At 65.4% G+C, this 20,940-nt stretch carries 22 protein-coding genes; 9 read left to right on the top strand and 13 right to left on the bottom strand.

The window, feature by feature from the left end; all coding sequences use genetic code 11:
• Window positions 1-120: 120 nt before the first annotated feature.
• Complete coding sequence (locus HU763_RS10010; RefSeq protein ID WP_186684554.1) at window positions 121-879, top strand: hypothetical protein; 759 nt, start codon at window positions 121-123, stop codon at window positions 877-879.
• A gap of 7 nt (window positions 880-886) precedes the next feature.
• On the opposite strand, the gene HU763_RS10005 is transcribed toward HU763_RS10010, so the two are convergent.
• From HU763_RS10005 to HU763_RS09990, 4 genes are read right to left on the bottom strand one after another with little or no spacing between them, the layout of a single operon-like run.
• A complete protein-coding gene (locus tag HU763_RS10005; protein WP_186684552.1) occupies window positions 887-1,621 on the bottom strand; it encodes an amino acid ABC transporter ATP-binding protein in 735 nt (244 codons plus the stop codon).
• Window positions 1,608-2,258: an amino acid ABC transporter permease gene (locus tag HU763_RS10000; protein ID WP_186685054.1), complete on the bottom strand. Its 651-nt coding sequence runs from the start codon at window positions 2,256-2,258 to the stop codon at window positions 1,608-1,610. Before HU763_RS10000 ends, HU763_RS10005 begins: the two co-directional genes overlap by 14 nt.
• Window positions 2,255-2,920 (bottom strand): amino acid ABC transporter permease, encoded by a 666-nt coding sequence (locus HU763_RS09995; RefSeq protein ID WP_186684550.1) that lies wholly within the window; start codon window positions 2,918-2,920, stop codon window positions 2,255-2,257. The genes HU763_RS10000 and HU763_RS09995 overlap by 4 nt, the downstream gene beginning before the upstream one ends.
• A 22-nt stretch (window positions 2,921-2,942) precedes the next feature.
• Window positions 2,943-3,728 carry a transporter substrate-binding domain-containing protein gene (locus tag HU763_RS09990; protein WP_186684549.1) on the bottom strand — a complete coding sequence of 262 codons (786 nt, stop codon included), beginning with the start codon at window positions 3,726-3,728 and terminating at the stop codon, window positions 2,943-2,945.
• A gap of 278 nt (window positions 3,729-4,006) precedes the next feature.
• Here HU763_RS09990 and HU763_RS09985 point away from each other — a divergent pair, with 278 nt between their 5' ends.
• Window positions 4,007-4,690: a FadR/GntR family transcriptional regulator gene (locus tag HU763_RS09985; protein WP_170029299.1), complete on the top strand. Its 684-nt coding sequence runs from the start codon at window positions 4,007-4,009 to the stop codon at window positions 4,688-4,690.
• A 154-nt stretch (window positions 4,691-4,844) separates the two neighbouring features.
• On the top strand, window positions 4,845-6,182 hold the full coding sequence (locus HU763_RS09980) for an MFS transporter (RefSeq protein WP_186684548.1): 1,338 nt from the start codon (window positions 4,845-4,847) through the stop codon (window positions 6,180-6,182).
• 143 nt (window positions 6,183-6,325) lie between these two features.
• Here HU763_RS09980 and HU763_RS09975 read toward each other — a convergent pair whose 3' ends face one another.
• Genes HU763_RS09975 through HU763_RS09965 form a run of 3 tightly spaced genes read right to left on the bottom strand, consistent with a single transcriptional unit; the run spans window position 6,326 to window position 11,925 of the window.
• Window positions 6,326-9,463, bottom strand: a complete 3,138-nt coding sequence (locus tag HU763_RS09975; protein WP_186684547.1) for a CusA/CzcA family heavy metal efflux RND transporter — start codon at window positions 9,461-9,463, stop codon at window positions 6,326-6,328.
• 16 nt (window positions 9,464-9,479) lie between these two features.
• Window positions 9,480-10,679, bottom strand: a complete 1,200-nt coding sequence (locus HU763_RS09970) for an efflux RND transporter periplasmic adaptor subunit (protein WP_186684546.1) — start codon at window positions 10,677-10,679, stop codon at window positions 9,480-9,482.
• Entirely contained in the window at window positions 10,672-11,925 is a 1,254-nt protein-coding gene (locus tag HU763_RS09965; RefSeq protein WP_186684545.1) for a TolC family protein, read from the bottom strand. The genes HU763_RS09970 and HU763_RS09965 overlap by 8 nt, the downstream gene beginning before the upstream one ends.
• A gap of 219 nt (window positions 11,926-12,144) precedes the next feature.
• On the opposite strand from HU763_RS09965, the gene aroQ reads away from it, so the two are divergent.
• Both aroQ and HU763_RS09955 read left to right on the top strand, forming a co-directional pair.
• Entirely contained in the window at window positions 12,145-12,594 is a 450-nt protein-coding gene (gene aroQ / locus HU763_RS09960) for a type II 3-dehydroquinate dehydratase (protein WP_170029294.1), read from the top strand.
• Complete coding sequence (locus tag HU763_RS09955) at window positions 12,591-13,442, top strand: shikimate dehydrogenase (protein WP_186684544.1); 852 nt, start codon at window positions 12,591-12,593, stop codon at window positions 13,440-13,442. Before aroQ ends, HU763_RS09955 begins: the two co-directional genes overlap by 4 nt.
• A 96-nt stretch (window positions 13,443-13,538) precedes the next feature.
• Here HU763_RS09955 and HU763_RS09950 read toward each other — a convergent pair whose 3' ends face one another.
• Together HU763_RS09950 and HU763_RS09945 are read right to left on the bottom strand one after the other, a co-directional pair.
• A complete protein-coding gene (locus HU763_RS09950; RefSeq protein ID WP_186685053.1) occupies window positions 13,539-14,054 on the bottom strand; it encodes a thioredoxin family protein in 516 nt (171 codons plus the stop codon).
• 10 nt (window positions 14,055-14,064) lie between these two features.
• Window positions 14,065-14,340 (bottom strand): DUF2790 domain-containing protein, encoded by a 276-nt coding sequence (locus tag HU763_RS09945; RefSeq protein WP_170029292.1) that lies wholly within the window; start codon window positions 14,338-14,340, stop codon window positions 14,065-14,067.
• A gap of 218 nt (window positions 14,341-14,558) precedes the next feature.
• Here HU763_RS09945 and HU763_RS09940 point away from each other — a divergent pair, with 218 nt between their 5' ends.
• The 4 genes from HU763_RS09940 (at window position 14,559) to HU763_RS09925 (ending at window position 17,939) form a co-directional block, all read left to right on the top strand.
• On the top strand, window positions 14,559-15,299 hold the full coding sequence (locus tag HU763_RS09940; RefSeq protein WP_186684542.1) for a response regulator: 741 nt from the start codon (window positions 14,559-14,561) through the stop codon (window positions 15,297-15,299).
• Window positions 15,296-16,582, top strand: coding sequence for a sensor histidine kinase (locus HU763_RS09935; protein WP_186684540.1), 1,287 nt, complete (start codon window positions 15,296-15,298; stop codon window positions 16,580-16,582). The genes HU763_RS09940 and HU763_RS09935 overlap by 4 nt, the downstream gene beginning before the upstream one ends.
• A 238-nt stretch (window positions 16,583-16,820) precedes the next feature.
• A complete protein-coding gene (locus HU763_RS09930; RefSeq protein ID WP_186684538.1) occupies window positions 16,821-17,438 on the top strand; it encodes a ferric reductase-like transmembrane domain-containing protein in 618 nt (205 codons plus the stop codon).
• A gap of 12 nt (window positions 17,439-17,450) precedes the next feature.
• Complete coding sequence (locus HU763_RS09925) at window positions 17,451-17,939, top strand: HvfX family Cu-binding RiPP maturation protein (RefSeq protein ID WP_170029288.1); 489 nt, start codon at window positions 17,451-17,453, stop codon at window positions 17,937-17,939.
• Window positions 17,940-18,077: 138 nt separating this feature from the next.
• Here HU763_RS09925 and HU763_RS09920 read toward each other — a convergent pair whose 3' ends face one another.
• From HU763_RS09920 to HU763_RS09905, 4 genes are all read right to left on the bottom strand, one after another.
• Window positions 18,078-18,776 carry an HvfC family RiPP maturation protein gene (locus HU763_RS09920; RefSeq protein ID WP_186684536.1) on the bottom strand — a complete coding sequence of 233 codons (699 nt, stop codon included), beginning with the start codon at window positions 18,774-18,776 and terminating at the stop codon, window positions 18,078-18,080.
• Window positions 18,769-19,617: an HvfB family MNIO-type RiPP peptide maturase gene (locus tag HU763_RS09915; protein WP_420831040.1), complete on the bottom strand. Its 849-nt coding sequence runs from the start codon at window positions 19,615-19,617 to the stop codon at window positions 18,769-18,771. Before HU763_RS09915 ends, HU763_RS09920 begins: the two co-directional genes overlap by 8 nt.
• A gap of 73 nt (window positions 19,618-19,690) precedes the next feature.
• Window positions 19,691-20,182 carry an HvfA family oxazolone/thioamide-modified RiPP metallophore gene (locus HU763_RS09910; RefSeq protein WP_186684534.1) on the bottom strand — a complete coding sequence of 164 codons (492 nt, stop codon included), beginning with the start codon at window positions 20,180-20,182 and terminating at the stop codon, window positions 19,691-19,693.
• Window positions 20,183-20,346: 164 nt separating this feature from the next.
• On the bottom strand, window positions 20,347-20,907 hold the full coding sequence (locus tag HU763_RS09905; protein ID WP_186684532.1) for a DUF4174 domain-containing protein: 561 nt from the start codon (window positions 20,905-20,907) through the stop codon (window positions 20,347-20,349).
• Window positions 20,908-20,940: the final 33 nt, after the last annotated feature.

The raw sequence follows: 20,940 nt of genomic DNA, 5'->3' as shown, positions 1-20,940 counted from the left end.
ACCGCCGAACAAGACACTTCCTACACACAACCACAGAGAATCCCAAACCGTCCTGACGGATAATGCGAGTCTTCATTCACGCGGCAAGACGCTCGCTCCTGCCTCATCAAGGAAGTCCCTGTGTTCAGAACGCTGTTTCCCGTACTTGTGGCCGCCACACTCATCGCGTTGCCAGGTTGCCAGCACCAGCGCTCCTCCGAGGCGGAAAAACTGGCTCGCCGGGCATTCGTCCGCGACATGCAGCAAGCGTTGAAGCTGGGCATCGCCACCGCTGATACGGGCCCGCAAATCGGCGTGGTCATGCTGAAGGTCGAACTCGACTCATCCTCTGCACCGGTCAGTTGCAAAGCCAGCAGGGCGCCGCTGCGGTACGAAAACCAACTGCCTGCCGAACTGATCCGCACCGACTTCAAGTCACTGGCCAGCGTGGTGGAGGCGCAATGCTGGAACACCATCTATCCCGTGGTGCCCCAGGCGCTGCGCGAGGACAACGGTACTGCGCAAATCCGTGCGCCGCTGTTGGTGGTGCTGCCGGCGTCCGCCCAAGCGCCTGGCACTGCACGGCGCCGGAGCAACGCGCAGCGTGAGTTCTTCTGGCAGCAGCTGTTCGGCAACCTGCCGGTCGACAGCATTGGCCGGGCCTCGGTGTATTACCAGGCGAATGCCCAGGGCAAGGTGCAAGGCTGCCTGGTGCAGATCTACCCTCACCCGCTACGGCCGGACGATTTCCGCCTCGATGGCAAACTGCAGGCCCGCCTGAACAGCCGTTGCATGACACTGGAGCTGGCCAACCTGCCGGGCTTCAAGGCCGAAGATGATGGCTTGGCCAAGGGCTACAGCGAGATGGAATATGCCCCCTGGAAAGTCGGCGTGCGATGAAACGCAGCTAGGCCGGCGCCACTGCCCCGATGAAGTTGGCCAGCTCCGCTGTTTGCGGCGCGGCGAACACCTCACGCGGGTTGCCCATTTCATGCACCTTGCCCTGGTGCATGAACACCAGCTTGTCGCCCACTTCACGGGCGAAGCGCATCTCATGGGTGACCATGATCAGGGTCATGCCTTCGCTGGCCAGTTGGCGCACCACGCCGAGCACTTCATTGACCAGCTCGGGGTCGAGCGCCGAGGTTATCTCGTCGCACAGCAGCACTTTCGGTGACATGGCCAGGGCGCGGGCGATCGCCACGCGCTGTTGCTGGCCACCGGAGAGCCGGTCGGGGTAGGCATCGAACTTCTCCGCCAGCCCCACCCGCGCCAGCATCTGCTCGGCCAGGCGGCGCGCTTCGGCGCGGCTGGCCTTCTTCACCACCTGCGGCGCCAACATCACGTTCTCGCCCACGCTCAGGTGTGGGAACAAGTTGAACTGCTGGAACACCATGCCCACCTTCTGGCGCAAGGCGCGCAGGTCGGCGCGGCTGGCGTCGAGGTATTCCCCGTCCACCTCGATCACCCCGTCGCTGATCGACTCCAGGCCATTGAGAGTACGCAGCAGGGTACTCTTGCCCGAGCCGCTGCGGCCGATGATGGCCACCACCTCACCCTCTTCGATGCTGAGGTCGACGCCCTTGAGCACGTGGTTGTCGCCGTAGTACTTGTGCAAAGCAGACACTCTAAGCAGGGGCATGCAGCCTCCTTTCCAGGTAACGGGCGCTCAGCGAGAGCGGGTAGCAGAGAATGAAATAGCCCAGCGCGACCAGGCCGTAGACCATGAAGGGTTCGAAAGTGGCATTGGCCAGCATGCCGCCGGTCTTGGTCAGCTCGGTGAAACCGATGATCGAAGTGACCGCCGTGCCCTTGACCACCTGCACCGAAAAGCCCACGGTCGGCGCCACGGCGATACGCAACGCCTGCGGCAGGATGACGTGGCGCAGCTGCTCCAGCCGGCTCAGCGCCAGGCTGCCGGAGGCCTCCCACTGGCCACGCGGGATCGCATCGACACAACCGCGCCAGATTTCGGCGAGAAAGGCACTGGTGAACAGCGTCAGGGCAATGGCCGCAGCCATCCATGCCGACACATCCAGGCCGAACAGGGCGATCCCGAAAAACACCATGAACAGCTGCATCAACAGCGGCGTGCCCTGGAACAGCTCGATATAGCCGCGCGCCAGGCCGCGCCACAGCCGCTGCCCGGACAGCCGTGCGACCAGCACCAGCAAGCCGGCAGCACCACCGCAGAGGAACGCCACCAGCGACAGCAGCAAGGTCCATTGCAGGCCAATCAGCAAGTTGCGCAGAATGTCCCAGAAGGTGAAATCCATCAGCGTCTCCCCATCAGCAGGCGCTGCCCCAGCCACGCCAGCAACTGGCGCAGGAGAATGGCCATGAGCAGGTACAGCGCGGTGGTCAGCAGGTAGGTCTCGAATGCGCGGAAGTTGCGCGACTGGATGAAGTTGGCGGCAAATGACAGCTCTTCGGTGGCGATCTGCGAGCACACTGCCGAGCCCAGCATGACGATCACGATCTGGCTCGACAGCGCCGGCCAGACCTTGGCCAGCGCAGGTTGCAGCACCACGTGGCGGAACGCTTCGAAGCGGCTCATGGCCAAGGCCGCGGCGGCTTCCAGCTGGCCCTTGGGAATGGCCTGGATGCCCGCTCGGATGATCTCGGTGGAATAGGCCCCAAGGTTGATCACCATGGCCAGCACCGCCGCCTGCCACTCGCTCAGGCGCAGGCCCAGCGCCGGCAGGCCGAAAAAGATGAAGAACAGCTGGACGATGAACGGCGTGTTACGGATCAGCTCCACATACAGGCCGAACAATGCATCGAAAGGCCGCACGCGCCAGGCACGCACACCGGCGCCCAGCACACCGATGGCTACGCCCAGCAGCGTGCCGACTGCTGTCAACTGCAGAGTGAACCCGGCACCCTTGAGCAGCAAGTCGGCCTGTGCCAGCACCGGGGTAAAGTCGAATTCATAGGCCATGTCGGCAGGCTCCAGGCAACACTCAGAGTTCCGCCGGCAGCGGCTGCTTCAGCCATTTTTCGGCATTACGGTTCAGGCTGCCGTCCGCCTTGGCGGTGTCCAGCGTGGCGTTGACCTTTTCCAGCAGCGCCGGCTCGTTCTTGGCCACGCCCACGTAGACCGGCGAGTCCTTGAGCTTGACCTTGACCACCGGCACCTTGGCCGGGTTCTTCTCGGCGATGGCCGCCATCACCACACTGCCACTGGCGATCAATTCGACCTGGCCGGAGAGGTAGGCGGCGATGGTCGAGTTGTTGTCTTCGAAGCGCTTGATCACCGCGCCCTTGGGCGCCACGGCACTGAGTTCCATGTCCTCGATCGAGCCGCGGGTGACGCTGATGGTCTTGCCGGCGACCGCGTCGATGCCGGCGATGTCCACGTCGGCCGGGCCGAACACTGCCAGGTAGAACGGCGCATAGGGGCGCGAGAAGTCGATTACCGCGGCACGCTCGGGGTTCTTGCCCAGGCTCGAGATCACCAGGTCGACCTTGCCGGTGGTGAGGAACGGGATGCGGTTGGTGCTGTTCACCGGGGTCAGGGCCAGCTTTACGCCCAGTTTGTCGGCCAACAGCTGCGCGGTATCGATGTCCAGGCCACGGGGCTTGAGGTCGGGGCCGACCGAGCCGAACGGTGGGAAGTCCTGCGGTACTGCCACTTTGAGCACGCCACGGGCGCTGATGTCGGCCAGCGCATCGGCCTGGGCGGTTGGCAGTGCCAGGGTGCCGCTGCAGAACAGGCTGGCCAGGAACAGGGTGCGGAATGTCTTCATCGAACGGCCTCGCAGAAATCAATGGAAGGAAGGTGCCGGCTGGGCAGTGCACAGGGCATGCCAGCGAAGGCCGCCACCCCTGCACGAACGTGGCGAAGGGCGGCATTGCACGGTCTTACTGGTCTGAACAGTCAGCCGGTGCCGATGGACGGCCAAACGCCTACGCCCCGCTTTCGTGCAGCCCCGCTGCAGCTTGCGCCAGCGCGGCGCAACACTTGCCAGCACCGGGCAATAGCCGTAAAAAGCCAAGGTCATCGCCTCCGACCGGTCTGAACAGCATGCTCGACACCCTCCCCCGCGCCGTCCCCGAACAGGCCCTGCAAGGCATCCGCAAGTTGATCGATGAAGGTGCCTATCAGCCCGGCGATGCCCTGCCCTCGCAGCGCGACCTGGCCGAGCAGTTGGGGGTCAGCCGGGCGTCGTTGCGCGAGGCCCTGTCATCCCTCAGCGCCCTGGGCCTGGTCAGCGTCCAGCCGGGCAAGGGTGTGTTCGTCCAGGTGCCGGCGCCCGCGGCGTTCGCCTGGCCCTACGCCGAACAGGTGTCGGCCAGCGACACCTTCCAGCTGCGCTATGCCCTGGAAGGGTTTGCCGCCGGTCAGGCGGCGCTGGCGCTGACGGCGGACGACATCGACCGCCTTGAGGAAAATGTCGAGGCGATGCGCCAGGAGCTTCGTGCCGGCCGCTTCGAAGCCGCCGCCCAGCTGGACTTCGCTTTCCACCAGTTGCTGCTGCAAGCCTGTGGCAACCACGCCATGCTGCAGGTGATCACCGCCAGCCAGGACATCTTCCTGGAAAGCCAGAAGCTGCCGTTCATTCGCCCGGAGCGGGCCATGGAGACCTGGCAGGAACACCGCAAGATCCTTCGCGCCCTGAGCCGTCGTTCGCAGGCTGCGGCGCACAAGGCAATGCACGAGCACATTCGCAATGCCGCTTCACGCACCGGCGTGGTGTTTGCGGTGTAGCGCCTGCCCGAAACGGTCGAAACAGGCATCCCAAGGTCGCCCTGAACGAAGCACGCCGCTGCCCGACTCGGTCTACTGGCGCTGATAACAACGATGGCGCGCTGAAGCGCGCCACATTCATCCAGGCTGCCTATGGAAACCGGAGAGCTTCCGTATGTCTGCATCGCATGAGGTATCACCCGCCACCCTGCGCCGGGTGATCGCCGCCTCGGCCATTGGCAATTTCGTCGAGTGGTTCGACTTCGCCGTCTATGGCTTTCTCGCTACCCTGATCGCCAGCCAGTTCTTCGCCAGCACAGACGCCAGCGTGGCCTTGCTGAAAACCTTCGCCGTGTTCGCCGTGGCCTTTGCCCTGCGCCCGCTGGGCGGCATCGTGTTCGGCGCGCTGGGTGACCGCCTGGGACGCAAACGCATCCTGTCGCTGACCATCCTGCTGATGGCCGGCTCGACGACCTTGATCGGCCTGCTGCCGACCTATGCCAGCATCGGCCTGGCGGCCCCTGCGCTGCTAACCTTGGCGCGCTGCCTGCAGGGTTTTTCTGCCGGTGGCGAGTATGCCGGGGCGTGCGCCTACCTGATGGAGCATGCCCCCCACGACAAGCGTGCCTTCTATGGCAGCTTCGTGCCGGTCTCGACCTTTTCCGCCTTTGCCTGCGCGGCGGTGATTGCCTATGGCCTGGAGGCCAGCCTGTCGGCCGAAGCCATGAATGCCTGGGGCTGGCGCATCCCGTTCCTTATCGCTGCACCGCTGGGGCTGGTTGGCCTGTACCTGCGCTGGCGCATGGAGGAAACCCCGGCGTTCCGCGAAGCCCTCGCCGAAGGCAAGGCGCATGAGCATTCGCCGCTGAAGGAAACCCTGCGCCACCATGGCCGGGCGATCCGCAACCTGGGCGCGTTCATCTCGCTCACTGCGCTGTCGTTCTACATGTTCACCACCTACTTCGCTACCTACCTGCAACTGGTCGGCAACCTGACCCGGGCGCAGGCGCTGCTGGTGACCACGGTAGCCCTGCTGTTCGCTGCTGTCGGCTGCCCGCTGGCCGGGGCGTTCTCGGACCGCGTCGGGCGGCGCAGGACCATCGGCTTTACCTGCCTGTGGGTGATGCTGTGCGTGTTCCCGGCCTACTGGCTGGCCAGCTCCGGTTCGATAGCCGGCGCGCTGCTGGGGGTGATCCTGCTGGCGGTCGGGGCGTTGTGCAGTGGCGTGGTGACTGCGGCGTTGCTGTCGGAAAGCTTCCCTACCCGTACCCGCTATACCGCTTCGGCGATTACCTACAACGTGGCCTACACGCTGTTTGGCGGTACCGCGCCGCTGGTGGCGACCTGGCTGATCGGGCAGACCGGCAGCAGCCTGGCTCCGGCGTTCTACCTGGTGGTGATCGCGCTGGTGGCGCTGCTGGGCGGGTTGGCGTTGCCGGAGACTTCCCGGATTTCCTTGCATGATGAGGTGGAAGGCGACGGTGTGCGGGCTGCGGCTCGTCGTACAGTCTGAGCATTCGCGGCTGCTTTGCAGCCCATCGCGACACAAGGCCGCTCCTGCAACGGTACGCGTTCACCGCAGATTGACGCATACCGTTGCAGGAGCGGCCTTGTGTCGCGATGGGCCGCGAAGCGGCCCCGGCAATCTCAACCCTCCTACCCCTCCTCGCGCCGATACGCCCACTGGTACAACGCCGGCAACACCAGCAAGGTCAGCGCGGTGGAGGACAGGATCCCGCCAATCACCACCGTCGCCAACGGTCGCTGCACCTCCGCCCCGGTCCCGCTGGCCAAGGCCATCGGAATGAACCCCAGCGACGCCACCAGTGCCGTCATCAGCACCGGCCGCAAGCGCGTCAGCGCGCCCTCCTCGACCGCCGCGCGCAGCGTGCGCCCCTGCTCGCGCAGGCCACGGATGAAGGCAATCATCACCAGCCCGTTGAGCACCGCCACCCCCGACAAGGCAATGAAGCCCACGCCGGCGGAAATCGACAGCGGAATGTCGCGCAGCCACAGGGCCAGTACCCCGCCAGTGAGGGCGAAGGGAATGCCGGTGAACACCAGCAGGCCATCCCTGAGGTTGTTGAACATCATCAGCAACAGCGCCATGACCAGCAGCAAGGCCACCGGCACCACCACCTGCAGGCGCGCAGCCGCCGATTGCAGTTGCTCGAACTGGCCGCCCCAGCGGGTCCAGTAACCCGGCGGAATCTGCACCTGCGCGAGCAGCGTCTGTTCCGCCTCCTTGACGAACGAGCCCAGATCGCGGCCACGCACATTGGCACTGACCACCACCACCCGCTTGCCATCCTCGCGGCTGACCTGGTTCGGCCCCAGTTGCAGGTTCAACGCGGCCACCTGCGACAACGGGATGAAGCCGATCTGCCCAGTGCCCGTCGCCGCACTGGCAGGTACCGGAATCAACAGGCTGCCCAGCCCGTCGACATCCGTACGCAAGGGTTCCGGCAGGCGCACCACCATGTCGAAACGGCGGTCGCCTTCATACAGCGTACCGGCCGTGCGCCCCCCTACGGCTATGGCGATGGCATCCTGCACCTCACCGACATTCAAGCCATGCCGCGCCGCCTTGTCGCGGTCAATGTCGATGGTCAGCACCGGCAGGCCGGTGGTCTGCTCGACCTTCACCTCGGACGCGCCCGGCACCCCCTGCAGGCTGCTGGCGATCTGCGCGGCGGTGCGGTTGAGCACGTCCATGTCATCGCCGTACAGCTTCACCGCCACATCGCTGCGCACTCCGGATATCAGCTCGTTGAAACGCAACTGGATCGGCTGCGACAGCTCATGGTTGCTGCCCGGCACGCTGGCCGCGGCACGCTGTACCTCGGCAATCAGTGCCTCTCGCGGCTTGCCCGGGTCCGCCCATTGCTCGCGCGGGCGCAACATCACATAGGCATCGGAGATGTTCGGCGGCATCGGATCGGCGGCGATCTCGGCGGTGCCGGTGCGGGCGAACACCCGCTGCACTTCCGGCACCTGGGCAATGATCGCCTGCTCCAGGCGCTGCTGCATGTCCACCGACTGCGACAGGCTGGTGCCCGGCACACGCAGGGCCTGCAGGGCGAAATCGCCCTCGCTGAGGCTGGGGATGAACTCGCTGCCCATGCGGCTGGCCAGCAGCCCGGACAGCAGCACCAGGCTGGCGGCAGCGGCAAACGCCAGCCGGCGCCGGCCCAGCACCCAGGCCAGCAGCGGCGCATAGCGCTGGCGCGCCGTGCGCATCAGCAAGCCTTCTTCTTCCTTGACCTTGCCGCTGACGAACAGGGCAATGGCCGCCGGTACGAAGGTAACCGAGAGGACCATCGCACCGAGCAGGGCCATGACCACGGTAAAGGCCATGGGGTGGAACATCTTGCCCTCCACCCCCGTCAGGGCAAAGATCGGCAGATACACCACCATGATGATCAGTTGCCCATAGATCAGCGGCCGACGTGCCTCACGTGCCGCGGCAAACACCTCATGGAAGCGCTCGGCACGCGTCAGCATGCGGCCATGCCGCTGCTGGGCATGGGCCAGGCGCCGGATGGCGTTTTCCACGATCACCACCGCGCCGTCGACGATGATGCCGAAATCCAGCGCACCAAGACTCATCAGGTTGGCGCTGACCTGGTTGGCGAACATACCGGTGAAGGTGAACAGCATCGACAGCGGGATGACCATGGCAGTGATCAGCGCCGCGCGGATATTGCCGAGGAACAGGAACAGCACGGCGATGACCAGGATGGCGCCTTCGACCAGGTTCTTCTTCACCGTGGCGATGGCTTTCTCGACCAGATTGGTGCGGTCGTAAACCGTCACGGCAGCCACGCCCTTGGGCAGGTTGCGGTTGATCTCCAGCAACTTGGCAGCGACCGCCTGGGCCACCGTACGGCTGTTCTCGCCAATCAGCATGAACACGGTGCCCAGCACCACTTCTCGGCCGTTTTCGGTGGCCGCACCCGAGCGCAACTCTTCCCCCAGGCCCACCTGGGCGACATGGCTGACCCGGATCGGCGTGCCGTCGACGCTGGAGATGACAATATTGGCAATGTCTTCGGCCGACGCCAGCTGGCCTGGCGCGCGAATCAGCCATTGCTCGCCGTTGCGCTCGATATAACCGGCGCCGACGTTGGCGTTGTTGCGTTCCAGCGCCGCGACCAGGTCGTTGAGGGTGAGCTTGTACGCCGCCAGGCGCTTGGGCTCCGGTGCGATCAGGTATTGCTTGGCATGGCCACCGATGCTGTTCACCTCGGCCACCCCCGGCACATTGCGCAACTGCGGCTTGATGATCCAGTCCTGGATCACCCGCAGGTCGGTGAGGGTGTAGGGCGTGCCGTCCTCCTTGAGGGCGCCCGGCTCGGCCTCCACCGTCCACAGGAAGATTTCACCCAGCCCCGTGGAAATCGGCCCCATGCCCGCTTCGATGCCGTCGGGCAGCTGTTCGCGGGCTACCTGCAGGCGCTCGTTGACCAGCTGCCGGGCGAAGAACAGGTCGGTGCCGTCGTCGAAAATGACCGTGACCTGGGACAGGCCCGAGCGCGACAGCGAGCGGGTCTGCTTGAGCCCGGGCAGGCCGGCCATGGCAGTCTCGATGGCAAAGGTGATGCGCTGCTCGGTCTCCAGCGGCGAGTAACCGGGCGCGGCGGTGTTGACCTGCACCTGGACGTTGGTGATGTCCGGTACAGCATCGATCGGCAGCTTCTGGTAGCTGTGGATACCCACCGCGGCCATCAGCACCACGGTCAGCATCACCACCAGGCGCTGCTCGATGGCGAATTGAATCAGGCGTTCGAACATGCAGGGGTCCCCAGGATCAATGGCTGTGTTCGGCCGAGCCTTTGCCCAGCTCGGACTTCAGGACAAAGCTGCCAGCGGCGGCCACCTGGGTTCCGGCGGCCAGGCCGCCGGTGATTTCCACCTGGCCAGCGTCGCGCCGGCCGGTCTGCACCGGGCGGGCCTCAAAACCTTCCTCGGTACGGGCGAACACCACGGTCTGTGCTTGCCAGGTTTGCAGAGCGCTTTGCGGTACCACCACGGCGGCAGTGAAGCGTTCAATGCTGACCGCGACATTGACGAACAGCCCAGGGCGCCATGCGCCATTGGGGTTGGCCAGAGTGGCGCGCACGGTGGCGGCGCGGTTCTGCTCGCCGAGCAGGCTGCCGACGTAGTTCACCCGGCCCTCGACCTGGGCCTCCAGATCCGCCGCGCTGACCGTGACATGACGGCCGGTCACCACCTTGCCCAAGTCGCGCGGGGCCACGGCGAAGGTGGCCCAGACCCGGCTCAGGTCGGACAGGGTGAAGGCATTGCTGGTCTCATCGACCACCTCGCCCACGGACAGGTGCTTTTCCACCACCACCGCATCGAACGGTGCGCGCAATTCATAGCGGTTGCCGGCGCCGGCCGGGCCCACGGCGGCAACCTTCTGCCGGGCATTGGCCATGGCGATCTCGGCCTCCTGTAGCGCCTGGCGGGCTTGCAGGTAGTCCTGCTCGGCGCTGATGCGTGCCTGCCACAGCTGCTGCTCGCGCTGGAACGTCAGGCGCGCCAGTTCCAGGCGGCGCTGGGCGGCCTGCTGTTCGCTGCGCAGGTCGGAAATCTGCTGGCTGGCAATCACCGCCAGCACCTGGCCACGCTTGACCGCCTGGCCCAGCTCGGCTTGTACCGCCTCGACCACGCCTGGCACGCGTGGCACAACGTGCGCGGTGCGGTCTTCGTCGAAGCGGATCTCACCCGGAAAACTGATGGTGCTACCCAGTTCACCAGGGCCGGCGGTGGCCAGCTGTATCCCGGCAGCTTCGAACTGGGCAGGGGTAAGGTGCAGCGCGCCCGCTTCTTCGCCGTGGCTTTCGCCGGCCGCTGCTTCGGCATGGCCGTGGCTGTCTGCGCCCTGCTCATCGTGCACGGTCTGCGCGCTGGAGGCCTTGCCGAGGGTGCCGGTCCAGGCCAGGCCAGCAAGGCCGAAAACGGCAACTGCCGCGAGCACAAGGGCGATCTTGCGTGGGTTAGTCATTGTTGCTCCTGCTGTGCGGAAATTTGCTGAAGTCATCGAGGTCGCCATAGATGCGTTCGACCTGCGCCCGCGCGTCGCTCGCCATGGCCAGCGCCTCGAGGTACAGCCCACGTGCGTCGATCAGCGTGCGCTGGGCATCGAGTACATCGAGAAAGGCGAACTTGCCCATTTCGAAACCGCGGGTGGCCGTGTCCACCGCCTGCTGCGCAGCAGGCAGGATGGTGCGGTCATAGGCCTGCACGTCCTGCATGGCCGTCGCCCACTGGCTGACAGCGTTGCGCGTTTCACTGCGCAGGCGCAGCGCCACGGCATTGCGCAGGTCCCGCGCCTGGTCCGCCCGGCGGGCTGCAGCCAGCACGTTGCCCTGGTTGCGGTCGAACAGCGGCAACGGCATCGACAGGCCGACCACGTTGACCCGCTCGCGGTCTTCTCGGCTGTATTGGCTACCAAGGCTGACTGTGAGGTTGGGAATACGCAGGGCCTTTTCCGCGCCGAGGGACGCGTCGCCGCGCTCGACCTGGGCGGCAGCCAGGCGCCACTCGACGGTTTGCTCGACCTGGTCGAGCAACGCGTCAGCGCTGGGCGCAGCACCGGGCGACAGGTTGGCCGTCTGCAATTGCCCGAAGCTTGCCTGCGGGCTGCCAGTCAAGCGTGCCAGGGCCTGGTTGGCCACGCTGCGCTGGGTTTGCGCGCGGCGCACTGCAGCCACGGCCTGAGCCAGCTGCACCTGGGCGCGGGTGGCTTCCAGCGGTGACGACTGGCCGGCAGCTACCCGCCCCTGCGCCACCCGCAAGCCACGCTCGGTCAACGCCTGGGATTGCTGCGCCAGTGCCACGGCAGTTTGCGCGCGCAAGGCGGCGTGGAATGCCTGCACCACGTCGGCGCGCAGGCCATTACGCTGGCGCTCGAGGTCCAGCTGGGCGATGGCCTGGCCGGCACTGGCCACGGCAATGCGTGTACCGCGTTTGCCGCCCAATTCCAATGGCTGGCTGAGGGTGACTGTGGTGGTGCTGGTGTCGCGGCGGGTGTCCTCCCGTTCCCAGGCCAGCTCCGGGTTGGGAATCAGCCCGGCCTGGCGCCGTTCGCCGTCGGCGATGCCGATTTGCTGGCCGGCCGCAGCCAGCTCCGGGTTATTCGCAAAGGCGGCGGCCAGCGCCTGGGGCAGGCTCAGGCTCGGGCCGGTCTCGGCGCTGGCGGCGCCCGCCAGCAACAGGCAGAGCAAGGCGATCTTGCGGGGGATGGGCACGAAACAGCTCCTCGTCGGCGAACGTTGGCGAGGCACTGTAGAAAGCGCTGCTTATCGGCGCGGTGGCGGCAAAATGACAATTCTGTAATGCGTACGCTTCTCGGTAATCAGGGTTCGATAATCGCCCACTTTCCCGGGGTCACGCTTCAGCTCGATTGACTAAACTAACCAGTCGGTACAAAACTGGGTGCATCCAACAACAACAAAGCGATGCTCGTCATGAAGCCTCTCATTCTCGTGCTCAACGGCCCCAACCTGAACATGCTGGGTACCCGTGAGCCTGCCCAGTATGGCTACGAAACCCTCGCCGACCTGGCCCAGGGATGTGCCGATACCGCCCATGCCCATGGCCTGGAAATCGAATTCCGGCAAACCAATCACGAAGGCGAACTGATCGACTGGATCCATGCCGCCCGCGGCCGCTGCGCCGGCATCGTGATCAACCCCGGTGCCTGGACTCACACCTCGGTGGCCATCCGCGATGCCCTGGTCGCCGCCGAACTGCCGGTGATCGAGGTGCATCTGTCCAACGTGCACAAGCGCGAGCCGTTCCGCCACCTGTCCTTCGTATCCGCCGTTGCCGTTGGCGTGATCTGCGGCCTGGGCAGCCACGGCTACCGCATGGCCCTCAGCCACTTCGCCGAAATGCTGCAGGAGCGCGGCGCATGAGCCAGCCAGCCATCCTCGCCGGCCTGATCGGCCGCGGTATCCAGCTATCGCGTACCCCAGCCCTGCACGAACACGAAGGCGATGCCCAGGCCCTGCGCTACCTGTACCGGCTGATCGATGCCGACCAATTGCAACTGGACGACAGTGCCCTGCCCGGCCTGCTCGACGCCGCGCAGTACACCGGCTTTACCGGGCTCAACATCACCTACCCGTTCAAACAGGCAATCCTGCCATTGCTCGACGAGCTGTCGGAGGAAGCCCGCGGCATCGGCGCGGTGAACACCGTGGTGCTCAAGGACGGCAAGCGGGTCGGCCACAACACCGACTGCCTGGGCTTTGCCGAAGGCTTGCGCCGTGGCCTGCCCGACGTGGCCCGGCGCCAGGTGGTGCAGATGGGTGCCGGTGGCGCCGGCTCGGCTGTGGCGCATGCCCTGCTGGGGGAAGGGGTCGAGCGGCTGGTGCTGTTCGAAGTGGACGCGGCGCGTGCGCAGGCCTTGGTGGACAACCTGAATACGCATTTCGGCAGCGGACGCGCCGTGGTCGGCAGCGACCTGGCCGTGGCGCTGGCCGAAGCGGACGGGCTGGTCAATACCACCCCGGTGGGCATGGCCAAGCTGCCTGGCACACCACTGCCGGTGGCGCTGCTGCATGCGCGCTTGTGGGTAGCCGAGATCATCTACTTCCCGCTGGAAACCGAACTGCTGCGCGCCGCCCGGGCACTGGGCTGCCGAACGCTGGATGGCAGCAACATGGCGGTGTTCCAGGCGGTGAAAGCATTCGAACTGTTCAGCGGGCGCCAGGCTGATGCGGCGCGGATGCAGGCGCATTTTGCCAGCTTTGGCGGATGATGCGGCGCAGGCTGCTTCGCCGCCGGCCCGCCCTCACAGGTACTGCGTACCTCCTGTGGGAGCGGGCTCACCTGCGAACAGGCCGGCACAGGCCAATCATCCCTGCTCATCCAGCAACGCCTGTATCACCTGCTCCTGCCCGGTGTAATCGCCCTCGCCAAAATGCACATGGCGCACCTGGCCCTTGCGGTCGACGAAATAGTGCGCCGGCCAGAACTGGTTGCCCCAGGCATTCCACACCTGGTAGTCGTTGTCGACGGCCACCGGGTAAGCAATCCCCAGCCTGGCCACCTTGTCACGCAAGGTGCCGACATCGTGCTCGTAGTCGTACTCCGGTGTGTGCACGCCGACCACTACCAGGCCCTGGTCGGCATAGCGCCGTGCCCACGCGTTCACATGCGGCAGGCTGCGCTGGCAGTTGATGCAGTCCCAGGTCCAGAAATCCACCAGCACCACCTTGCCCTTCAGTGCCGGGGCATCCAGCGGCGCCGAATTGAGCCACTGGCTGGCGCCCGACAGCGACGGCATCGCACCGTAGCTGTCGCGGGCCAGCAGGTGCCCGGCCAGGCCCAGGCCGACCACGGCCAGGGCAATACCGCCCACCTTCAGCATCAGGCGGCGATCAATTTTCATGGCAACCGCCAGTGGCGTAGCTGCGGTACTGCACGCTTTGCTGCTGGCCCTTGGAGTCGAGGTAGTCCATGCGGGTGTTCACCAGGCCGCAGGCGTTGCTCTGGTCATCCTGCACCGATAACACTTTCTGCACATCCAGGTGGTCGCCGTAGCGGTACTGCATCACGGCAGCGTCGTCCATCGGTGCGCTGGCAGCGTGGGCGGCCAGGGTGCCGAAGCTGAGCACGGCGAACAGGCTGGCGCTGGCGAAGGTCTTGAAGTTCATGGCATCTCTCCTGTGTGACGCTTTGGGGGTGGGGAGTCGTGCTCCCCGGTCGAGAGCCATTTCAGCGCTGCCAGGTATCCCGTATGTGTCGCCCAGCGGGGTGATCTGCTTCCTCCTGTATCAGCCGCAGAGCCAGATACACTGCAATACAAACCCCAGCAGGCAAGCGCGCATGCGCTCGGTACACTGCGCCCACACCCTCTGCACAGGAACGCAGCATGGAACATGTCGATCACATCCTGATCGTCGACGACGACCGCGAAATCCGCGAACTGGTCGGCAATTACCTGAAGAAGAACGGCCTGCGCACCAGCATCGTCGCCGACGGCCGGCAGATGCGCGCCTTTCTCGAAGCCAACAGTGTCGACCTGATCGTGCTCGACATCATGATGCCCGGCGACGACGGCCTGTTGCTGTGTCGCGAGCTGCGCGCCGGCAAGCATCGCAACACCCCGGTGCTGATGCTGACCGCCCGTAACGACGAGACCGACCGCATCATCGGCCTGGAAATGGGTGCCGACGACTACCTGACCAAGCCGTTCTCGGCTCGCGAACTGCTCGCACGCATCAATGCCGTGCTGCGCCGCACCCGCATGCTGCCGCCCAACCTGACCATCAGCGAAAGCAGCCGGCTGCTCGGCTTCGGCCAATGGCGCCTGGACACCACCGCGCGCCACCTGCTCGACCGCGAAGGCACCCTGGTGGCCCTGAGCGGCGCCGAATACCGCCTGCTACGGGTGTTTCTCGACCACCCGCAGCGGGTGCTCAGCCGTGAGCAGTTGCTCAACCTGACCCAGGGCCGCGAGGCCGACATCTTCGACCGCTCCATCGACCTGCTGGTCAGCCGCCTGCGCCAGCGCCTGGGTGATGACGCGCGCGAACCCAGCTGCATCAAGACCGTGCGCAGCGAGGGCTACGTGTTCTCGTTGCCGGTGCAACTGCTCGAGTCGCCGTCATGAAGTGGCCACGCACCCTTGCCTCGCGCCTGGCACTGATCTTCTTCACCGGCCTGGTCCTGGCCTATGGCCTGTCATTCGGCCTGCAGGCCTACGAGCGCTACATCAGCAGCCGCTCGATGATGCTCAGCACCCTGGAACAGGACGTGGCCACCTCGGTAGCCATCCTCGACCGCCTGCCCGCAGCTGAACGCGCCGCCTGGTTGCCGCGCCTGGAACGGCGCACCTACCGCTACCGACTGGACCAGGGCCTGGCAGGCGAGGCAATGCCCAGCAGCGACCCACCCATGGCCGCCGATTCGATCGTCAAGGCAATCGGCAGCGACTACCGCCTGACCTTCCAGGAAATCCCCGGCCCGATCGCGCACTTCCAGGCCCACCTGCGCCTGGCCGACGGCGCACCGCTGACCATCGACGTGACCCCGGCGCCGGTCCCGGTGGCCCGCTGGCTGCCGGTGGTGCTGCTGATCCAGTTGGCCGTGCTGTTGCTGTGCACCTGGCTGGCCGTGCGCCTGGCGATCAGCCCGCTGACCCGCCTGGCCCGCGCGGTGGACAACCTCGACCCGGACAAGCCCGGCGTGCAGCTGGATGAAAGCGGCCCGCGCGAAGTGCGCTACGCCGCAGTGGCGTTCAACGCCCTGCAGGCGCGTATCGCCGCCTACCTGAAAGAGCGCATGCAATTGCTGGCGGCAATTTCGCACGACCTGCAAACACCGATCACGCGCATGAAGCTGCGTGTCGAGGTGATGGACGACGGGGTGGAAAAGGACAAGCTGTGGAGCGACCTGGGCGAGATGGAACACCTGGTGCGCGAAGGCGTGGCCTATGCCCGCAGCATGGACACCAGCACCGAAGCCCCCTGCCGGGTCAACCTCGATGCATTCCTCGACAGCCTGGTATTCGACTACCAGGACAGCGGGGCCCGGGTCGAGCGCCATGGCAGCAGCGACAGCCTGCTGGAAACCCGGCCGCACGCCTTGCGCCGGGTCCTGGTGAACCTGGTGGACAATGCCCTCAAGTTCGCCGGCGCTGCCGAGCTGGAAGTATGCCGCGAGGGCGACATGACGGTGATCCGCGTGCTCGACAATGGGCCGGGGATACCCGCTGGCGAACTGGATGAGGTGTTGAAGCCGTTCTACCGCGTGGAAGGCTCACGCAACCGCAGCACCGGTGGTACCGGGCTGGGTCTGGCCATCGCCTACCAGCTGATCCAGGCCATGGGCGGCCGACTGACCCTGAGCAACCGCGCGAGTGGCGGGCTGTGCGCACAGATCGAACTGAAATGACAGCGTTCGCAGTAGCGCCGTGATGCGCCACAGGGCTGGGCAGCCGCCTGCGGTTTTCAGCTTCGCCGCCTGAGTTGCCGCGGCCGCTGTGCGGCCCTGGCGCGACACAAGGCCGCGCCTACAAAAAGCGGGCGTCGGCGCTACAAACAGATACACAACCCAACGTCCGCCGACACACTGCAGATACCCCGCTCCGACACACTCCCGGTCACACCCAAACAACCCGGGAGCCTCCCTGATGAAAGCCCTCACCCTGCCCTCTGGCTGGAAGCTGTTCGCTACCCTCGCCGGGCTGACCCTGGCGATGACCGCCGTGGTCCTGGCCAGCCAGCCTGACCCGGACGGCCTGCGCAGCGCCATCCGCGCCACCGCCCGCAGCTCGTTCGCGCTGTTCCTGCTGGCATTCCTGGGCTCATCCCTGGTGACTTTGCTGCCGGGCCCCCGCAGCCGCCGCCTCCTGCAGGAACGGCGCTACCTGGGCTTGGCATTCGCCTTCTCCCATACCGTGCACGGCGTGCTGATCTACCACTATGCCCAGCAGTTCCCCGAATTGTTCTGGGCCAACCGCACGGTCACTTCCAGCCTGCCCGGCAGCGTCGGCTACCTGTTCTTGCTGCTGCTCACCGTGACCTCGTTCAAGGCCGCCATGCGCCTGCTGGGTGGCCGTGCCTGGCAGGCCCTGCACAGCACCGGCATGTGGCTATTGGCGGCCGTGTTCTGCCTGTCGTTCTACAAACGCATCCCCATGGGTGGCTGGTACCCGCTGGCGTTCGCCCTGATGTGCAGCGCCATCGCCATCAAACTCACCGCCAAGCTGGCCCGCCAGCAACGCCGAAACACCCACGCCCTTTCCTGAGGAGAACACAGCATGACCACCTTGACTCGCACCCTGGGCACTTTTGACCGTTTCGGCGCCTGGAGCGCCGACCTGCCGTTGCGACTGTTCCTGGCCTGGGAGTTTTTCGAATCCGGCTGGGAGAAGTTCAATGGCAGCAACTGGTTCGCTGATTTGCAAGCGAACTTCCCGTTCCCCTTCAACCTGCTGCCAGCGGAGCTGAACTGGCAGCTGTCGATGTGGGCGGAACTGATCCTGCCGTTGCTGCTGTTGCTGGGCCTGGGTACCCGGCTGGCATCGGCGGGGCTGATCGTGGTGACGGTGGTGGCGATTGCCGCAGTGCATTGGCCCGCGCACTGGTCGAGCCTGGCCGAGCTGGCCCAGGGTTACGCCATTACCGACCAGGGTTTTGGCAACTTCAAATTGCCGCTGATCTACCTGGTGGCATTGCTGCCACTGCTGCTCAAGGGGGCTGGGCGATTGAGCCTGGACCATTGGCTCAGAGGGCGGTTCTGCAGGTGAACCGCCGCGGGCTGCTGTGCAGCCCATCGCCGGCAAGCCAGCGCCCGCAGCGAGAGCCCATGGCTTGAGGTCAATGCTGCCCAGGCAAGAGCTGGCTTGCAAGAGCAAGGGGGCGCAACGCGCCCCCAGTACCTCGCCTCAACGCGTCCCGATAATGACCCCCTGCCTGCGCAGCCCTTGCAGCAATGCCAACCCCTGCTGCACATCCCCGCCCAACGCCTCCAGCCGCGCGCGCCCACTGCCCTGCTCCAGCGCCAGCAACCGATACGCCAGCGGCGCCAGGCGCGCGAAGCGCACCTGCAACTGCGCATCGCGATACACCAGCAACAAGGTCGGCGCCTCAGGCGCAGCCACAGGCTGGTAGTCCGCGCCGATCCGCTCCACTGGCCAACGATACGCCAACACCCGCGCCACACATGACAACAGCGGTTGCCCTTCGAGCAAGTCGCCCGCCGGGTCGTGAGCCGGGTCCTCGGCATCACTCAGGTACAGCTGCGCCTCGATCCACTCATAGTGCGCCAGTTCCAGCTGCCACGGCGCATCCAGTTCGACCCCTTGCAGATAATCGACAAAGGCCTCGGCGAGCTCGGTAAACAACGGCGTCTGGCTGCGATAGTTGGCATAGAAGTCGCGCACCCGGGCGTGCCAACGCTGCTCACCCAATGCCTGGCGCATCACTGGGAAGCTGCCACCGAGCAGGCCTTCGATAGCACCATAGAACAGTTCACGGTAAACCTGCAGCCGCCGCACCTCCACGCCGGGTGGCGGGGCATGACGCTGAGGGTCGCGCAGATGGCGGGCCAGGGTGTACTGCTGTTCGCGCAAGGTCTCATTCATTGGCTTGCCCCTCCGACACACGCTGGAGCTTGCGGATACGCGCCGTCTCGGCCAGCAGTTCGGCCAGCGGTGGGTAGTTGAAATCTCGCTCGAGCACGGTCGGCTGCACGCCAAAGCGCGCACAGGCAAGCGCGAACAGCGCCCAGACATCTTCCTTCACCGCAGCCCCGTGGGTGTCGACCTTGAGGTCCGGTGCTTCATCGTAATGACCCGCGATGTGCATGCCGGTCACCCGTGCCTGGGGCAAGCCTGCAAGGAAGGCCTGGGCGTCGTAGCCATGGTTGCAGGCGTTGACGAAGACATTGTTGACGTCCAGCAGCAGGTCGCAGTCGGCCTCCTCGATAACCGCACGGATGAACTCGAGTTCGCTCATCGCCTGGTATGGCGCGGCGTAGTAACTGATGTTCTCGACCGCAATGCGCCGCTCCAGGTGCTCCTGGGCCTGACGTATGCGCGCGGCGACATGGCGTACGGCTTCGTCGGTGAACGGGATGGGCATCAAGTCATACAAGTGCCCGTCATCGCTGCAGTAGCTCAGGTGCTCGCTGTACAAGCGCACCTGGTAGCGATCGAGAAACTGCCGGGTCTGGTCCAGGAAAACCCGGTCCAGCGGCGCGCTGCCCCCCAGCGACAACGACAGCCCGTGGCAGGCAATGCTGAAACGCTCGGCCAACTGAGCCAGGCCCTTGCCGTAGGCACCACCCACGGCGATCCAGTTTTCCGGCGCACATTCAAGAAAATCCACTGCGCCGGCATCCATGGCCAGCAACTGCGGCAACAGCCCGCGGCGCAGGCCAAGCCCTGCCCGCAAGGGCCGAGGAAACAATGATGTAAGCTGCATAACGGCTCTCCAACAGGCACAACGCCCCGCCTGGCCAGCAGGAGGGGCGTTGCGCGTTTCACGGGATTTACAGTCAGGGCTTGCCGGTCAGATGGCTGAACAGCCCTTCAGGCATGCTTTTGCCGTTGGCCTGGTAGATCGCCTTGAGGTGATCCGCAGCTTCCTGCTCGGAAATGAAGCCATCATGGTTGCGGTCGATCTTGTCGAAATCGCCAGCACGGTCCTCGGCCACTACCAGGAACTCATCGCGCGAGACCTTGCCATCGTGGTTGCTGTCGGTCCTGGCGAACGAGGCGTCACCACACTTGCCTTCGCCGCACTTGCCTTCAGTACCAGCCTTGGCGCTGGCACCGCACTTGCCCTCACCGCACTTGCCTTCACTCTGGGTGGCCTTGCCGCTGCCGCCGCACTTGCCTTCACCACATTTGCCTTCGTCAGGCACCTTGGCCGACGCCAGCTGGTAACCCTGGGCCAACGGTTCGACGGCAAACGCACTGCTGCCCAATGCCATGCTGCCAATCAGGGCAGCGCCGAGCAGGCCGAGGGTGTTTCGTACTTGAGTCATGGTGTCGCTCCACTGTGGTTGGAATGTGGAGCCATTAGGCCGTTGCGGTATGTCGTGGATGTATCCCGCAGCAAGTGGTTTTGTATGGGAATAGGTCAGCAACGTGACCAGATACAGTGCGATACACAACGGCCCCAGGGCTAAGCTGGGGCCGTTGTGCAGGGTCAGTCTTCCAGCGGCTTGGGCGGTGCCGCGGGCTTGGCGGGCTTGGCTGGTTTACCAGGCTTGCTGTCCTTGGCCTTGGTTTCCGGTGCAGCCGCTACAGGCTCGGGCGCCGTCACCGCCTTTTCGCTGGCGGACAACTCATCGACTGCCTTGAGAATCACCTGCGGATCAAGGGTATCGCCGCTGTCGTCGTCCTTGAGCATGTGCCGCTCGCCGTCCTTGCCCACCAGGATTACCTTGGTGCCCTTGCTCGCGCCCAGCTTCAGCTCACGGATCAGGGCCATGGTGGTCTGCTGTTCGAGGTTCTTGTCCTCACGCTTGCCCATCATGTTGGCGACGCTGTAGAGCACCAGGTTGCGCTCTTTGAAGGCCGCCTGGGTGGCCGGGTCCTTGAGGGCTTCGTTCAAGCCGCGCAACGTCGGGTCGGCGCTGCTGGGTGCAATGACGACCAAGGGCCTGGCCTTGCCCAGTTCCTTGGCCAGCGGCGCGTCACTATCGGCAGCGGACACAGGGCCGACCAGTGCAAGCAAGGTGGCGAGGGTCAATGACCGGACGAGCATGCGTATCTCCTTATTCTCTCGATAAACCAGAAG

The sequence above is a fragment of the Pseudomonas anuradhapurensis genome (assembly GCF_014269225.2).
GTDB classification, from domain to species: domain Bacteria; phylum Pseudomonadota; class Gammaproteobacteria; order Pseudomonadales; family Pseudomonadaceae; genus Aquipseudomonas; species Aquipseudomonas anuradhapurensis.
This window is presented reverse-complemented; position numbering and strand designations above follow the sequence as displayed.

Bases quoted from the DNA above. Each gene is read 5' to 3' on its own strand.
- HU763_RS09970 (WP_186684546.1), bottom strand. From the start codon at position 10,679: ATGACTAACCCACGCAAGATCGCCCTTGTGCTCGCGGCAGTTGCCGTT.
- HU763_RS09930 (WP_186684538.1), top strand. From the start codon at position 16,821: ATGAAAGCCCTCACCCTGCCCTCTGGCTGGAAGCTGTTCGCTACCCTC.
- HU763_RS09905 (WP_186684532.1), bottom strand. From the start codon at position 20,907: ATGCTCGTCCGGTCATTGACCCTCGCCACCTTGCTTGCACTGGTCGGC.
- HU763_RS09975 (WP_186684547.1), bottom strand. From the start codon at position 9,463: ATGTTCGAACGCCTGATTCAATTCGCCATCGAGCAGCGCCTGGTGGTG.
- HU763_RS09995 (WP_186684550.1), bottom strand. From the start codon at position 2,920: ATGGCCTATGAATTCGACTTTACCCCGGTGCTGGCACAGGCCGACTTG.
- aroQ (WP_170029294.1), top strand. From the start codon at position 12,145: ATGAAGCCTCTCATTCTCGTGCTCAACGGCCCCAACCTGAACATGCTG.
- HU763_RS09915 (WP_420831040.1), bottom strand. From the start codon at position 19,617: ATGCAGCTTACATCATTGTTTCCTCGGCCCTTGCGGGCAGGGCTTGGC.
- HU763_RS09910 (WP_186684534.1), bottom strand. From the start codon at position 20,182: ATGACTCAAGTACGAAACACCCTCGGCCTGCTCGGCGCTGCCCTGATT.
- HU763_RS09985 (WP_170029299.1), top strand. From the start codon at position 4,007: ATGCTCGACACCCTCCCCCGCGCCGTCCCCGAACAGGCCCTGCAAGGC.
- HU763_RS09935 (WP_186684540.1), top strand. From the start codon at position 15,296: ATGAAGTGGCCACGCACCCTTGCCTCGCGCCTGGCACTGATCTTCTTC.
- HU763_RS10005 (WP_186684552.1), bottom strand. From the start codon at position 1,621: ATGCCCCTGCTTAGAGTGTCTGCTTTGCACAAGTACTACGGCGACAAC.
- HU763_RS09955 (WP_186684544.1), top strand. From the start codon at position 12,591: ATGAGCCAGCCAGCCATCCTCGCCGGCCTGATCGGCCGCGGTATCCAG.
- HU763_RS09925 (WP_170029288.1), top strand. From the start codon at position 17,451: ATGACCACCTTGACTCGCACCCTGGGCACTTTTGACCGTTTCGGCGCC.
- HU763_RS09990 (WP_186684549.1), bottom strand. From the start codon at position 3,728: ATGAAGACATTCCGCACCCTGTTCCTGGCCAGCCTGTTCTGCAGCGGC.
- HU763_RS09920 (WP_186684536.1), bottom strand. From the start codon at position 18,776: ATGAATGAGACCTTGCGCGAACAGCAGTACACCCTGGCCCGCCATCTG.
- HU763_RS09940 (WP_186684542.1), top strand. From the start codon at position 14,559: ATGGAACATGTCGATCACATCCTGATCGTCGACGACGACCGCGAAATC.
- HU763_RS09980 (WP_186684548.1), top strand. From the start codon at position 4,845: ATGTCTGCATCGCATGAGGTATCACCCGCCACCCTGCGCCGGGTGATC.
- HU763_RS09950 (WP_186685053.1), bottom strand. From the start codon at position 14,054: ATGCTGAAGGTGGGCGGTATTGCCCTGGCCGTGGTCGGCCTGGGCCTG.
- HU763_RS09945 (WP_170029292.1), bottom strand. From the start codon at position 14,340: ATGAACTTCAAGACCTTCGCCAGCGCCAGCCTGTTCGCCGTGCTCAGC.